The organism is Ruegeria sp. F5 (genome assembly GCF_056533845.1).
Genome location: NZ_JBQFOU010000026.1, coordinates 1 through 14,325, shown reverse-complemented (window position 1 = coordinate 14,325; position 14,325 = coordinate 1). Strand labels below are relative to the sequence as shown.

Genomic DNA, 14,325 nt, shown 5'->3' with positions numbered 1-14,325 from the left:
CTTACTGCTGTCCAGCATAGCGGCAAATATCTTCACAGCACCTTAGATATGGAGGTGCTAGAAATGAAGATTGAACCAGACAACTACTATCCTTCTTCGGCCCCCGAGATGCGCGATGTTGGCGCGCCTCAGACACTGGCGCAATGGCGTCACGATGGAAAAGGCCCTGCCTACATCAAGTCTGGCAGCCGTGTTCTGTATCTCGGTCAGGATGTTTTGAATTGGCTCGATAAGAACCGCGTCAATCCGGAAGCCGCATAAACGAAACCCGCGCACCATGGGTCAAACATGGGCACGGGGCATTTCGTTTTCAGTCGGTGGCATGACTGCAAGAAATGTAACGTGTTCTGACCTAAAGCGCAAGCTTGAGGAATGAGCATGAAACTGACTTCTCAACAAAAATTTCCCGAAATTGATGTGAACCACGCAGAGGCCGAAAGCCATCTGACCCGGTTCGATAACGACAACACACCGCCGCGCGTTCTGCTGCGCGACTGCCCGATTGTGGCGCTGCACTGGTACGGCTTGGACCTGAATGGGGGTGCGTCATGAACGCGGCGGACCTGACATACAAACTCGGGGGTGTCTGGCGCAACGGGCGGGGTTCTGCACCCTGCCCCTGCTGTCAGCCCGAACGCCGCAGGGATCAATCGGCCCTGTCTGTCTCGGAATCCGCTGGCAAGTTGCTGCTGTACTGCTTCAAGGGCAACTGCAGCTTCAAGGACATTGCCGACGCGGCCAACGTCCCGGCCTGTTCAGCGCAGGTCGATCCTGGCGCACAGCGCGAGGCCAAACAAAAGCGCAGGGAATACGAGGCAAACAAGCTGCGGCAAGCGCGCGGTCTGTGGGAAGGTGCCCGCTCTATCGAACGCACCAAAGCGGAGGACTATTTGAGGGGGCGGGGTATCAACTGCCCCCTTCCTCCGTCCCTGCGGTTCGTGCCGGACCTGTTCCACACCCCCACAATGACGTGGTGCTGCGCAATGGTCGCGGACGTGACGAGCGGCGGGGTGCACAGGACGTTCTTCGATAAGAAGGGCAAACGCGTAGCCAAAAGCCCGAAGCTGATGCTGGGGCCGTGCGCTGGCGGCGCTGTGGTCCTGTCAGAGGCTCAAGGGCCGCTTGTGGTCTGCGAGGGCATCGAAACCGGCCTAAGCCTGCTGTCGGGGCTGCTCAGCGGCCCTGCGACAGTCTGGGCCACGCTCAGCACCAGTGGCATGAAATCCCTGTGCCTGCCGGAAAAACCGGGGACGCTGATTATCGCAACAGATGGTGATCCAGCCGGACGCGAGGCAGGCGAGAAACTCGCGTCTCGGGCAAACGCCCTTGGCTGGAACGTATCAATGATGCCCGCACCAAGCGGGAAAGATTGGAACGACACCCTGACAGAGGGAGCAGTGTAATGACGACCGTAGCAGAAAAGGCAATCGTGCCGTTCACGCCGGACACGGACGAATTAGCAATCTTGGAATTGGCCGCAATGCCGATCCTTGAATACGAGCGCTGCCGCGAGGCAAAGGCCGAGGAATTGGGCGTCCGGGTAACGGCACTTGATAAGATGGTCGAGGCGAAGCGGCCAAGGGATGAACCCAAAACGGGCAGTATCGTTGATGAGGTTGAGCCGTGGGAAACTCCGGTGTCCGGGGCGGAACTGATTCAGGAAGTGACGGACACTATCAACCGGTTTTGTGTCCTGCCGGATCATTCTGACGTGGTTATGGCGTTCTGGATACTCCACGCCCATGCCCATGACTCAGCTGACATTTCCCCGATCCTGGCTTTCACCAGCCCGGAAAAGCGCTGCGGGAAAAGCACTGCGCTCAACGTGGTGTCCGTAATGGTTCCGAAGCCGATCCACACCGTCAACACAAGTGCCGCTGTCGTGTTCAGGGTGATGGACGCGTATCAGCCCACAGTGTTGATTGATGAGGCTGACACGTTCCTGTCTGACAAGGACGAGTTGCGCGGCATTCTCAACGGCGGGCACAACCGGCTGACGGCAAAGGTGTTGCGGACTGTTGGGGATGACCACGAGCCGCGCGCCTTCTGTGCCTGGGCACCAAAGTGCATTGCCATGATTGGCAACTTGCCTGACACGCTTGAGGATCGCGCCCTTGTCGTCAGGCTTCGCAGGAAACAGCCGGGGGAAGTGGTTGAGCGCTTCCGGGGCGACCGCATTCAGCAATTTGTTCCGCTCTGCCGCAAGGCCGCACGCTGGGCACTGGACAACGCGGATATGCTGCGCGGTTTGGACCCGGATGTACCGGACGCACTGCACGACCGGGCGCAGGACAACGCGCGCGCGATGATTGCGATAGCCGATGTGATTGGCGGGGAATGGCCCGAACAGTTGCGGGCCGCACTTGTAGCGATGGCAGCCCGTAGCGACGACGACCCCAAAAGCGCCGGGGTGCTGCTGTTGCGTGATATCGCGGAGATACTGGAAACCCGTCGCGGTGGGCACATCCCTAGCTCTGAATTGGTGGACGAGTTGTGCGAACTGGAAGAAAGCCCGTGGGCTGAATGGCGGCGCGGACAGCCCATCACCGTCAGGGGTGTGGCGAAACTGTTGAAGCCGTACAACATCAAACCCAATCGGACGAGCAGTTACCGGTACTATGAAATCACTGATTTCAAGGACGCATTTGATAGGTATCTCTCGGACACCCCCTCACAAGCGTCTCTAAGTGTCACTGGCACTCAAGTAGCTGATAACGCGCCGAAAAACGGTGACGGATTGGGTGACACTTACGACCGGGTGACACTTGCAAGTGTCACTGCTTCACAAGCGTCACCCCAAGCGTCATCCGAAAATGTTGCAAAAACAGGTGGTTATCCCTCGGTGACGCTTGGAGACACTTGTACCGGGGGTGCTGGGGGAAAGGGTGCATCTGACATGGTGGAGGGTAAGCTATGAGTGCGGCAATCAAGCTGATGGAAAGCCTGAGCCAACAGGGTGTCCGGTTCGAACTTGCAGGCGATGAGGTGAAGTTTCGGGGGAGCCGTGAATTGCTCACCCCGGAACGGATCGAAGCCTTGCGGCGAAACCGGGGTGAGGTTGTCGAATTTCTGCGCGGTTCATCGCGGATCGCGCCCCCGAATACCGCCAGCCATGACGGCAATCAGCCCGAACGCCGGGGATCTGTGCCGGATCGTGTCGGCGTAGGTGGCAGGCCCGTAACTTGGACTGGCAAAGTGGTCAGTCTGGAAGATTGGCGGAACCTGTCCGAATGGGAAAAGCACGGCCCCAATGGGCGGGTGTGGAATGGCAAATCTCAACAATGGGAGCAGGCAAAATGAGTGAAGCAGAACAGAGCAAAGAAATAGTTGAAGCCGATGACACGGTCATCAAGACAAAAGACCTGCCGAAGGTTGGCGTGGCCTTCAGTGGGTCACAAAGCGAGGGTCAGGTCGTTTCTCACGGCGAGAATGCATTGAACGAGATATTCGGCACGGACGACGATAACTTGGCCGCCGCGCTTACACAGCAAAGTTTGAAAGTGCTCGGCAAGTGGGAAGCGGGTGACGGGCCGCAAGGCAATGACGAACGCGACTTTATGATGTCGATTGTCGCTGACCTCGGCCCTCAAGATGCAATTGAACGTATGCTGGCGGTTCAACTGGCGGCAACGCATATTGCGACGATCCGGCAGGCCGGTTGGCTGGCAAAGTCAGAAAACCAGGCGCAACTCGAAGGGCGGGGCAACGGCTACAACAAGCTGGCACGCACCTTCGCGGCTCAGGTGGAAACGCTGCGCAAGCACCGCAATGGCGGCAAGCAGACTGTCACGGTCCAACATGTGAACGTTGAAGACGGCGGACAGGCCATTGTCGGCAACGTTCAGACCGGGGGGAGCAAGAAATGAAACGTGCCGCCAACCCCATGCAAAAGGCGCACGCGGCCCCGCGATGCACAGCGAAATCAAAACGAAGTGGACTTCCCTGCAAAAACCCTGCTGTCAAAGGCTGGACAGTCTGTCGGATGCATGGCGCGGGCGGTGGGCACGGCCCCGGCAGGGCCAATCCCGCCTACAAGCACGGCATGCGAAGCCGTGAGTCGCAAGAAATGAGGAAGGCTATCAACGAGACTGTACGCAGGGCTCGTGAGTTGGAGAAGTTGATAGGCAGAGAGCTTTGATACTCAGCGTGGTGAATAGCAGGTAGCCTTGGCCAACCCTCAACACCGCCTGGCCAATCTGGCCACTCGGATTAGCTCTGCCAACTTGGCGAACCTAACCCCTGATTTGCCAACAGCTCCGCAGGTGTGCCTATAGTAAAAATAGCCCTTGCCGCAGGCCGGGAGGCCCCAGCCTTGGCAAAGTTTGCCAACCCTCGTTTGCGGATCACACCGCAGGGCCCAATTTTGGCCAATAGGTTTCAGGTAACAGTTCACTGCGTTACTTTGATTATGGTGCCATGTTCGCATCTGATTTGGAGTTTGAAATGACCGTCAGTTTATTAACCAAGGTCGAGTCCGAGAAAATCGAAAGTACAGTCAAAGAAACGCTCAACAACATCACCAGCAACGAACCGGGGGCGTGGTTAAAACATTGGACGAGCGACGCGGTTTTAATGCCACCTGGTACGCACAGTTTAGTCGGGCGGGATGCGCTTGCAATGTGGATAGAGGATTGGCCACCGATCAAGCGTTTTGAGGTGGAAACTATTGCTGTAGAGGGAAGCCACAATTTGGCTGTGGTTGTATGTGACTTCGTTAGAGTAGTTGAGCGGGATGACGGTAGTGAGGAACGGCAACTCGCTCGACAGATGTTGAAGTTGCGAAAACAACCCGATGACACTTGGCAAATTGCCGCTGCAATTTTCAACTCTAGGGTTTAGAGCTTACCCCTGAGAGATTGTCTAAAACCTGATGCATTTGGAACTGACCCCTATGCGCCTTGCACCGAAACGCCAACCCGGGCGTCCGCCCTTTGGCGATTGACTGTTGCCACATGGCAGAACTTCAGGTCGATCATAGAATAAATCCCGAAATGCAGGCGAGACAGGTGCGACGCGCCAAACTCATACCCCCTCTTGGAAATCGTTAACCCCCTCGAGACGCGCCGCACTGGTTTGGTATCGGCGCAGCATGTTCGGAATGTGTCTGCATCAAGGGTTTTATGCCGTAATATTCGAGTAACAGCACATATACAGTGCTTGAATGCGGGATTAAACCTGCACTTATTACGGGAATCCCCCAATTTCCGAAACATGAACCAGAGGGTAGGGTTTTATCAACGGACCACTTAACCCAATCCGTAGCACCCCCACTATGTGAGGGGCTGGCCTAAACCCCCTCGTCCAGCCCCTCGCATCACCATCCACTTTCCGAACATTTGTGAACCGGCGATGCACCTTCGGGCCAATTCCGCACTGCAGGCGTCGTTAAGATTGAAGCCGCAGCGCAACTAGCCGTCAGGTGCCTGAAGTGTCCGCGATTTCATGACAAAAAGAAGTGAGTTACTTCACAGATGGGTGGGGTCGGTTCTGTTGAGGTAGCACGCATTCACATCAAAACTGTGCTAAAATCAACTTGTCTGTTTGGACGAGGGAAATCATGCCGACAGCCATTGTGAACGGCACGAAAATTCATTTCGAAGATACTGGCGGCGAAGGCGAGCCGGTCTTTTTCTCTCATGGCCTACTGTTTAGCGGAGCCATGTTCGAAGCGCAGGTTGCTCATTTGAGGGACCGCTTTCGCTGCATCACATTTGACCATAGGGGTCAGGGACAGAGCAGTGTTCCTGAAGGCGGTTATGATATCGAGACGCTGACCACCGATGCAGCAGAACTAATCAGAAGCCTGGGCGCGGTACCTTGTCATTTTGTCGGCCTAAGCATGGGCGGGTTCGTGGGCATGAGATTGGCAGCTCGTGAGCCAAGCCTTCTGAAGTCGCTGACACTGCTCGAAACCAGTGCTGAACCTGAAGAGCCAAGAAACGCTCCCAAATATCGAATTTTGAACTTTGTGGCGCGATGGATCGGATTATGGGCCGCCATCAATCAGGTTATGCCGATAATGTTCGGGCGCACATTTCTCACCGATCCAAACCGCGCAGAAGAAAGGAAGAGGTGGTCAAAGGCAATTGTGAGCAGCCATCGGATTGGGATCACACGGGCGGTTAAAGGGGTAATCGACAGGGAAGGCTGTACCGAACTGCTTGGAAAGATAGAGATTCCGGTCGGTATAGGCGTCGGAGACGAAGACATCGCTACGGTTCCGGAGAAATCACATCAGATGCATCGCGCAATCACAACCTCGGAATTGGTTGTGTTCAAAGGAGCAGGCCACTCCTCTTCGATTGAAACACCGGACCAGGTGACAGCGCTGATAGAGCGCACAATTCAGAGAACATTGAATCAGGGCTCGGATTTGTTGAACAAGTAGGTCCATAGGGATCGTCACGTACGTCCCCACTGCCGACATCTCGCACTTCCGTTTGTCATCTAAAACGCCATGGCGCGCTTAGACGTCATAGGTGCGAGTGAATGATGGTACATAATCCTCGCCAAACTCTTCTCGGTGCTTTTGTCTTGCGTCTGACAAGACGGCTTTAGCGCGGTTCGCATCATCGTGAACGAAATCAGACAAGTCGTCAGCGGAGTTTGCCTGCATCAATTCTTCCTCGTAGATCAATGCCAGGTTGTCAATTTGTCGGCGCGATTCCATCAGCTTTGGCGGACGTATCGTGTCAACGATCCTTCGGACGCCAAAGTTCCAATCGGCAAACAGAGGGACCCATTGGAAGTCCAAGAGAGTCTGCCCCCCACCGATTTCTATCGCGGGAACGTCACACTCCTCCAGTAAAACGGGAATGAACCAGGTTTCATCCTGGCGTCGAATCCGTATCTGTTCTACCGCCTGCAGCAACTCATCGTTCATGTATGTCTTTTGCCTATTCCAATACGACGTGGAAAAACAGGCAATGAAATTATCGCTTTCTTCGATTGCTTGACGGATGTTCGCCTTCCATCTTGCTCCGGGCGACAGCATTTTGTCATCGTGCCAGTATTCGACGCGAAGTCGGCCTAGATTTTCGCAGAGCGTATCCACTATTGGTTTGTCGTCGGCAACGTAAGAAATAAATGTTCGCATTTCTTGTTTCACGGCACATGGAACCCGAGTTTGACCGTATATTGAATTCATGCCGTCGCATAGCGTCGGCTAATGTCGTCTTAAGTTGTTTCGGCTCGGGCAATCCAGCCGCTTGGATTGTGGAACCCCAAAAAATACCAGACCAAAATTGCCGAGCGAAGTTGAAACCAAAAGTGGGCTGTCTAACCGGGCTTGGTTGCTTCAATTCACCTACGGTAGTCTGGCCTGCTTAAGCCGTGATTTAGCTACTGGGGTCTCCGCAGGTTTGTAACGGCCTCTGGAGTACAACTTGTGGATAGACACAATCACTTCTGCTCCGGCCACGCAGGAAGCTGTTCTGGCACAGGTACATGGTGCCGCTCCAGCCATTCCTTGAAGACAGACCAATAGTCCTGCGGCTTTGCTGTGTATCGGCGTGAGTGCAGGTCAGCGATTGCGATTTCCAACTGTCGCCACCACTGAAGTTTGAGCCTGAGCCCATGCGCTTTAGCCCATGCGCGCAATGCGGCTTCCCAATCGTCTACGCGACGGGCTTCAAGTTCATTGTGAAGGTCGAAGGGGATTCGATTGGGCCAGCTCTGCATGGGGAACAGGTAGCGAACATCGACCGCTTGTCCAAATGAAAATTCGCACCTACCGTAAGTCGCATGTGTAACCTTTACTCCAACACGATCCCTGCTGAAGCAATGCGTCAACTTTTTGATGTTGCCGTTGAACGCGACAGGCTTGGAAACGCAGAGCCCCTACCGGCGATTTACCCAAAGCATATGGCTCCGGTGGTCAGAATGACCGAAGATGGTGAGCGAGAATTGCTGCCACTCAGTTGGGGGTTTCGGACAACGAAGAAATCGAAGAAGACCGGGGCAATTATCCAGCCGAGTGCCTGGAACAACGCGCGTGACGACAAAGTGCGTACGAGCGGGCTTTGGAAGGGAAGTTTCGAGCATCGGCGTTGCCTGGTGCCTGCTAGCTCGTTCTGCGAGGCCAAGGGGCGCAACCCCGCGATGTACCATTGGTTCGCCTTGAAGGGCGATGAAGACCGCCCACCGTTCGCCCTTGCGGGGATGTGGCAAGAGTCGCGCTATGAGGGCAAAGAAGGCCCCGAGGCCGCCGAGACGTACACTGTGGTTACGACAACAGCCAATGAGATTGTGAAGCCGATTCACCCTCAGAGAATGCCGGTAATCCTCAAGCCAGACGACTATGAACAGTGGATGGATGGCAGCCCTGACGAAGCTTTTGAGCTTCTGCAACCTTATGACGCCGACGGAATGCAAGTCGTTCTTAGCGGTGAGGGTGAAAAATCCGATCCAGTCAAATGACCGCTTCGAGCCCATTTCATCCGAAATCAAATGTGCTAATTTTCCAAAATGGAAAACGCGAACCAATTCACGTTTCGCAGCGCTAGGATCTCCGATCTCAAACTGCTATTGGACTGGCAATCCCGTCCTCATGTCCGAGAATGGTGGGATGCTACCGAACCTGGTGGTGCGAAGGACTTCGATGACACGCGGGTCGCTCGGTGGATTGTTGGTTTGGCCGATCTACCCTTTGCCTACATGCAAGACTATACCGTTCACGGTTGGGACGACCATCATTTCTATGATCTTCCGACGGGTTCGCGAGGAATTGATCAGTTCATTGGCGAATTGAACATGACTGGAAAAGGGTATGGACCGCGCTTCATAACCCAAAGGCTCAAAACACTTTTTGAGGAGGGTGCACCAGTGATCGCCACTGATCCACACCCGAGCAATGTCCGGGCGATTGCTGCATACAAAAAAGCAGGTTTCAAGGAATTGCGCCCTGCTGAGGAAACTCCTTGGGGCTTAATTCTTCCTATGGTCGTGTACCCTTAGCCGGGAATATCCCACCGTCCGCTTCGAGCCCTAAATCCACTTTTTGGGAAAGGGGCAAAGCCTATTCAAGGATTTCCATCACAAACTTGCCAGACACATGGATGCTAATAATCTCAAAGGGTCCTGTTCCTGAGGTCAAGACCTTATGCGGCGTATCAGCAGGAATGACCAAGATATCGCCTTCATTCACTAGTGTCTCATCGTCTCCAACAGTAACCCAGGCTTGCCCCTGACGCACCAGGTACACTTCATCGTATGGGTGCTTGTGCGATGGCGGTCCTTTCCCGGATTCGGTCACTTCATTGAAAAGAAACGAAATGCCCGTACCGGCGTTGTGTCCTTCGAGTTTTCCGTTCCAACCTTCGCCTGAGGCCCAATCAGTCCGCCGAAAAATGTTCATCGCAAATACCCATTCCGCTGAGAGATGTACCTTACTTTAAAATACAGTTTTTCTTCCGAATTGTCCGCAAAGTACTGATCCGTCGCGATTTAGCGAGTGACCGCTCCGAGCCCAAGACGGTCATGCGATGCCCAGACATTGCTGTTCCATACCCAGAGCTCGGGCAAAACGCCGAGAAAGCGGGCGCGGAGCCCAAAGAGCCCATTTTTAACAGTTTTTTGTGCCTACCGTTAAGGCCGAACAGAACGTTGAGGCCGAGCCAACGGAAGAGTTAGTTGCCTTCGAACTCTTCTGTAAATTCGTCAAGAGATAGAACAGGAATCACAGTGTTGACGTTCAAGTCGGTCCAATCGTGCAAAAGTTTTCCAAGTGCCGCCGCACTATCAGCTTCAACTATCGTCCAGCCCTCCAGTTGGTTGACTGCAAACCACATACCAAGAATCTTAGTCCCGGGCACATCAACAGCCCCTTCCTTTTCTTTCAAACGCGTGTAGTTAGCATCTCGGTTCTCTGGGCTAATTTTTACATGAACCATGAACTGCATAAGGGTCTCCTCAGAAACTAAGTTCGCTTTTCAATCCTACTAATACGCTAGGTGACATGGTGGGTTTGACAACACTCTAAATCAGCGGTCATGCTTCGCGCAGTGAGGCAGCTGTGTATGCACAGCAGTCATAAGCGTAGCTTGCCGCAAACGACGGCTTCGAGCCCAAAGCGGACACGCTTTGCAGCCTAAGCAATGACACAGCAACTAGTGTCCTACGTTCTTGATTCCTATCGCCAGATCAGCCCCTTTCTCGGCCACCATCATTGTCGGTGCGTTGGTGTTGCTGCTGGTCATAGTCGGGAAAACCGAAACATCAATAACTCGCAAACCCTCAAGCGCGTGTACTCTTAACTCAGGATCGACTACAGCGCGGTCATCTACGCCCATGCGGCAGGTCGACGACAAGTGCCAACATGTCGATGCACCCTCCCTTATTCCTGCAACAATCTCGTCAGTCTCGCGACCCGGCCCCTGAACTTCGGCACGCACAGATTCGAACACCGGGTGATCCGCCATCTGATACTGAAACCGCACCATTTCGATGTAGTTTTGAAGGTCGAGCGGGTCAGACAAGTAGTTCGGATCGACAAGCGGCCTGTCGAAAGGGCTCGCCGAAGCAAGTGTGACAGAGCCTTGAGAATAGGTCCGAGCTACGTAGCCGCCAAATCTCAATCTCGGCATGTCCGCGTCGCGATCTGCATGCATGTTCCCGATGGCGCAGATTAGTTGGCCGTTGGGATACTCCTCGGCTTCAGTCAGCCGTACGAAAGCGCCTGCGTCGACGCCTATTGACGCAAGCGGACCGCCGCCAGTTTCTTCGAATTCCTGAACGCTTTGCGCCACATTCGAAATTGGGAACCCGAACCTCTCCGGGTCTTTCAGAACGATGTGGACGCCCGGGCCACCGGGATGATCCAACAGGTTCTGCCCAACGCCGGGCAGATCATGACGGCAATTTATCCCGTGTTCCATCAAATGCTCCGCAGGTCCCACGCCCGACAGCATCAGGATATGCGGCGAACCGATCGCTCCCATAGACAGGATGACCTCCCCAGCGGTGACATGCTCGGCGTTCTGTCCGAGAGCATAAGTCACGCCTGTGGCTCGGCTGCCGTCTAAAGCTATCCCTGTTACGTGAGCACCGGTGACGATAGTCAGGTTCGCCCGGTCGCGGACTGTTTTCGATAGAAACCCATCAGCTGCGCTGACCCGACGCCCGTCCTTGAGCGTGAACTGGTAAAGGAAGCTGCCGAACGGATCTGCGCCGTTGTAGTCAGGGTTGCGAGGCACGCCTAAGTCTTCGAGCGCTTTAAAGCACATCTCCTGAAGTGGGTTTCTGTTCCGCGGCAGTTCAATCTGAACATTGCCGTCCGTTCCATGAAAGTCGTCTTCATAGAGCGTGCTGTTTTCAGACCGCTTGAAGTAGGGCAGCACTGCGTCGTAGGACCATCCGGTGTTTCCCGATTGCGCCCAACCATCGTAATCTCCGCGATTGCCGCGCACGTACATGCCGAAATTTATCCCACTTGATCCACCCAATCCCTTCCCCCGGTTCAGCAAGATACGACGGTTGTTAAGATGGACCTGCGGGGTCGATCGGTAGGCCCAGTCAAGCTGGGTATCCCATTGATCAATGGCGGCCCCTAACGCCGAGAGGTTCGGGCCCCGCATTTCGCCACCTGCCTCCAATAGCAAGACTTTGTTTGTAGGATCGGTCGAAAGTCGGTTGGCCAAGATGCATCCAGCGGTGCCTGCCCCGCACACCACAAAATCGTATGTTTCCATCTTCCCTCATCTCCCTCACATCATCCACCAACTTAGGACAAAGGCTGAAAGTCTCATACATTTTCCTTCCTCGGCTCAGCCATTGGCCAAGAGCCTTAAAGGCGAAGGAGGGTGAAGGAAGCGTGGATGTCCGGTTTGTCCGCAAACTGGATATTCGCTGAGATTGAGCGAATGACCGCGCCGAGCCCAAAGCAGACTGGCCATGCAAGTCGAAGCTGCCTCCGTGAATTAGCCTTTAGCAGGTCCCAAAACCAATTTGCGCTTCTCGGATTGTCGTTCCATTGTGGGGGTAGCTGGACGTTAAAGTTGGAAGCCCGATGGAAAGACGCCTTGCCGCAATACTTGCCGCGGACGTTGTAGGATACAGCCGTCTCATGGGGGCAAACGAAGTTGGAACTTTGAATGCTCTGCGCGAAATCCGCACTGGTTTGATCGAAGGAGCGGTCGAAAGGGAGCGCGGGCGCATCGTCAAACTGATGGGTGATGGTATACTCGTGGAGTTCGCGAGTGTTGTGAATGCTTTGAACTGCGCGCTCCAGATTCAGACGAAAATGACTGAGCGGAATATCGGTGTTCCAGAAGACAGGCAAATCCGTTTTCGCATCGGTGTTAATATCGGCGATGTACTTATAGAAGATGGCGACGTTTTCGGCGACGGGGTCAACATCGCAGCTCGCTTAGAGGCCCTCGCCCTTCCCGGCGGCATAGCCGTTTCGGGTGCGGCCCGAGACCAGATCGGAAACAGACTTGAGGTTGGTTTCAAGGCAGCTGGAAATCAGACACTCAAAAATATTGAGGACCCAGTATCAGTCTTTCACGTTCAGTCGTCGAAGCTATCAATATCGTCGGAATCGACTGAGATAGCCGACATACCGTCAATAGCCGTGCTTCCCTTTGCAAACATGAGTGGAGATCCCGAACAGGAGTATTTCGCTGATGGCATCAGCGAAGACCTGATCACAGACCTTTCAAAGCTGACTGGCCTTTTTGTCGTCAGCCGCAACTCGGCCTTCGTTTACAAGGGCCGTCCCATGAATATGGTTGATGTGGCTCGCGACCTTGGTGTGCGGTACATTTTGGAAGGGAGTGTTCGAAAAGCCGGTAACCGCGTGCGAATTACTGCCCAGCTGATAGACGGGATCACAGGAGGCCACCTTTGGGCCGATCGATATGATCGTGAATTCTCCGACATATTCGACCTTCAAGATGAGATTACGAAAACAATCATCGACCAATTGCACGTTCGGCTATTGGACAGCGAGCTCGACGCGTCTGCACAGACCGGGAACGCGGATGCGTACAATCTCTATTTGAAGGGCCGCCAGTTCTTTCATATGCATGCAAGGAGTTACATTGAAAAAGCGAGACAGCTTTTTCTTGAGGCTCTGCAACAAGACCCTGACTATGCTCGTGCGTATGTCGGTCTTGCCGAGTGCGAAGCGAGGCTAAACGATTGGCATGGGGCAGCCTACGCCATCGAAGACATCATTGGGATGGGCAAGCGCGCCACCGATCTTCAACCGGATTTGGCTGAGGCACATGCGGCGTTGGGTCTGGCATGTCAGATGTCTGGGCAGAATGATGCGGCGGAGGCATCTTATCGCAGGGCTTTAGCCCTCGATCCGCTATGCTATGGTGCGCATTACAATTTTGCGCGATACCACCGTGGACAGATGGACCATGAGCAAAGTGCGTATCACTTCACCCGCGCTCTCGAAATAAGACCTGACGATTATCGTTCCCCACTCTTGTTGCTGAGTGATTTGGACCAACTCGGCCGTGTAGATGAACGCGATCGCTATCTCGATATGGGCTTAAAACGAGTTGAGGAAGCGGTTCAACGAAATCCAAATAACCCCGATCCGCTGGAGTTGGCCGCGTCTGTCGTGGCAAGTTGCGGTCGACTGGATGAAGCTCGCGAGCTGTTGGCGCGCGCGCGGGCAGCTGACCCTCAAGCAGAAACGACGAACGGGTATAATGTTGCGTGCATCTACGCGCTGTTGGGAGAACCAGAGGCGGCGCTGGATTGGTTGGAAAAAGTCTACCCCGGTCTAGGGCTTGTGCAACGAGAATGGATGCAAAGCGATCCCGACTTTTCTTCGCTTCGCGACGATCCAAGATTTCGAAGACTGGTGACCATTTCGGAAGATCGGGACGAAGAACGCTAGTCTGCTCTGTCCGCACAGCCGACATTAATACTGGTTATTGGCGGCCTGAAGAAACGGCTTAAGCCAATCAGCAGGCACCCAGTTATCGAAATCGGCAAATCGAACCTTAAACACAGCTCTGTTGTCTCGAACGATTGGCCCTTCGATAATCTCGCCAACGTCACTCGTGCTGCCGTCTGGGAATGTGGCTACAACTTTGTCGCCGAGTTTCATTCTACCACCTTCAAAACTTAAGCCGTGATTTCGCTGCTGGGGTGTCCAGATGAATGTAACGGCTACCCTCTCACTTGCGCCAGCCCCTCATACCATCCATCACATGTAACGCGGTTGTGCGCCCTTGATTGAACGCAAGCTATGAGCCGGTCTAACGAGCCTTGCCCCCATCCTGCCGGTAAGGGTTCACCGCCGGGTCATGTTGTGCGCCTTTATGGACTTTGCCCGCTCTATCTCCTCACTTGGGAAGGTCAGTT

Annotated in this window: 17 protein-coding genes; 11 read left to right on the top strand and 6 right to left on the bottom strand. The window is 54.4% G+C overall.

Going from position 1 to position 14,325, the window contains the following annotated elements; genetic code table 11:
- Positions 1-63 precede the first annotated feature (63 nt).
- The 8 genes from ACR0K1_RS23295 to ACR0K1_RS23260 all read left to right on the top strand — a co-directional run bounded on the left by ACR0K1_RS23295 (position 64) and on the right by ACR0K1_RS23260 (position 6,388).
- Positions 64-261 (top strand): helix-turn-helix transcriptional regulator, encoded by a 198-nt coding sequence (locus ACR0K1_RS23295; RefSeq protein WP_480852029.1) that lies wholly within the window; start codon positions 64-66, stop codon positions 259-261.
- A gap of 117 nt (positions 262-378) precedes the next feature.
- Positions 379-552: a hypothetical protein gene (locus tag ACR0K1_RS23290; protein WP_480852028.1), complete on the top strand. Its 174-nt coding sequence runs from the start codon at positions 379-381 to the stop codon at positions 550-552.
- Positions 549-1,403 carry a DUF7146 domain-containing protein gene (locus tag ACR0K1_RS23285; protein WP_480852027.1) on the top strand — a complete coding sequence of 285 codons (855 nt, stop codon included), beginning with the start codon at positions 549-551 and terminating at the stop codon, positions 1,401-1,403. The genes ACR0K1_RS23290 and ACR0K1_RS23285 overlap by 4 nt, the downstream gene beginning before the upstream one ends.
- A 26-nt stretch (positions 1,404-1,429) precedes the next feature.
- Positions 1,430-2,917: a DUF3631 domain-containing protein gene (locus ACR0K1_RS23280; protein WP_480852026.1), complete on the top strand. Its 1,488-nt coding sequence runs from the start codon at positions 1,430-1,432 to the stop codon at positions 2,915-2,917.
- On the top strand, positions 2,914-3,300 hold the full coding sequence (locus tag ACR0K1_RS23275; protein ID WP_480852025.1) for a TubC N-terminal docking domain-related protein: 387 nt from the start codon (positions 2,914-2,916) through the stop codon (positions 3,298-3,300). The genes ACR0K1_RS23280 and ACR0K1_RS23275 overlap by 4 nt, the downstream gene beginning before the upstream one ends.
- The gene (locus tag ACR0K1_RS23270) at positions 3,297-3,866 is read left to right on the top strand and encodes a hypothetical protein (protein WP_480852024.1); all 570 of its coding nucleotides are present in this window, start codon (positions 3,297-3,299) and stop codon (positions 3,864-3,866) included. Before ACR0K1_RS23275 ends, ACR0K1_RS23270 begins: the two co-directional genes overlap by 4 nt.
- 550 nt (positions 3,867-4,416) lie before the next feature.
- Positions 4,417-4,839: a YybH family protein gene (locus ACR0K1_RS23265; RefSeq protein ID WP_480852023.1), complete on the top strand. Its 423-nt coding sequence runs from the start codon at positions 4,417-4,419 to the stop codon at positions 4,837-4,839.
- A 718-nt stretch (positions 4,840-5,557) separates the two neighbouring features.
- Complete coding sequence (locus tag ACR0K1_RS23260; RefSeq protein ID WP_480852022.1) at positions 5,558-6,388, top strand: alpha/beta fold hydrolase; 831 nt, start codon at positions 5,558-5,560, stop codon at positions 6,386-6,388.
- A gap of 78 nt (positions 6,389-6,466) precedes the next feature.
- Here ACR0K1_RS23260 and ACR0K1_RS23255 read toward each other — a convergent pair whose 3' ends face one another.
- Both ACR0K1_RS23255 and ACR0K1_RS23250 read right to left on the bottom strand, forming a co-directional pair.
- Entirely contained in the window at positions 6,467-7,108 is a 642-nt protein-coding gene (locus ACR0K1_RS23255; protein ID WP_480617684.1) for a toll/interleukin-1 receptor domain-containing protein, read from the bottom strand.
- 293 nt (positions 7,109-7,401) lie between these two features.
- A complete protein-coding gene (locus ACR0K1_RS23250) occupies positions 7,402-7,680 on the bottom strand; it encodes a hypothetical protein (protein WP_480852021.1) in 279 nt (92 codons plus the stop codon).
- Positions 7,681-7,743: 63 nt separating this feature from the next.
- On the opposite strand from ACR0K1_RS23250, the gene ACR0K1_RS23245 reads away from it, so the two are divergent.
- Both ACR0K1_RS23245 and ACR0K1_RS23240 read left to right on the top strand, forming a co-directional pair.
- The gene (locus ACR0K1_RS23245) at positions 7,744-8,418 is read left to right on the top strand and encodes an SOS response-associated peptidase (RefSeq protein ID WP_480852020.1); all 675 of its coding nucleotides are present in this window, start codon (positions 7,744-7,746) and stop codon (positions 8,416-8,418) included.
- Positions 8,419-8,466: 48 nt separating this feature from the next.
- Positions 8,467-8,955 (top strand): GNAT family N-acetyltransferase, encoded by a 489-nt coding sequence (locus ACR0K1_RS23240; protein ID WP_480852019.1) that lies wholly within the window; start codon positions 8,467-8,469, stop codon positions 8,953-8,955.
- 61 nt (positions 8,956-9,016) lie between these two features.
- Here the strand turns inward: ACR0K1_RS23240 and ACR0K1_RS23235 are convergent, their stop codons facing one another.
- From ACR0K1_RS23235 to ACR0K1_RS23225, 3 genes are all read right to left on the bottom strand, one after another.
- Positions 9,017-9,355, bottom strand: a complete 339-nt coding sequence (locus ACR0K1_RS23235; RefSeq protein WP_480852018.1) for a cupin domain-containing protein — start codon at positions 9,353-9,355, stop codon at positions 9,017-9,019.
- A 271-nt stretch (positions 9,356-9,626) separates the two neighbouring features.
- Positions 9,627-9,899: a DUF3303 domain-containing protein gene (locus ACR0K1_RS23230; RefSeq protein ID WP_480852017.1), complete on the bottom strand. Its 273-nt coding sequence runs from the start codon at positions 9,897-9,899 to the stop codon at positions 9,627-9,629.
- Positions 9,900-10,106: 207 nt separating this feature from the next.
- Positions 10,107-11,687, bottom strand: a complete 1,581-nt coding sequence (locus tag ACR0K1_RS23225) for a GMC family oxidoreductase (RefSeq protein WP_480852016.1) — start codon at positions 11,685-11,687, stop codon at positions 10,107-10,109.
- 317 nt (positions 11,688-12,004) lie between these two features.
- Between ACR0K1_RS23225 and ACR0K1_RS23220 the strand changes: the two genes are divergently transcribed.
- Positions 12,005-13,855: a TPR end-of-group domain-containing protein gene (locus tag ACR0K1_RS23220; RefSeq protein WP_480852015.1), complete on the top strand. Its 1,851-nt coding sequence runs from the start codon at positions 12,005-12,007 to the stop codon at positions 13,853-13,855.
- Between the two features lie 24 nt (positions 13,856-13,879).
- On the opposite strand, the gene ACR0K1_RS23215 is transcribed toward ACR0K1_RS23220, so the two are convergent.
- On the bottom strand, positions 13,880-14,068 hold the full coding sequence (locus ACR0K1_RS23215) for a hypothetical protein (protein ID WP_480852014.1): 189 nt from the start codon (positions 14,066-14,068) through the stop codon (positions 13,880-13,882).
- Positions 14,069-14,325 lie beyond the last annotated feature (257 nt).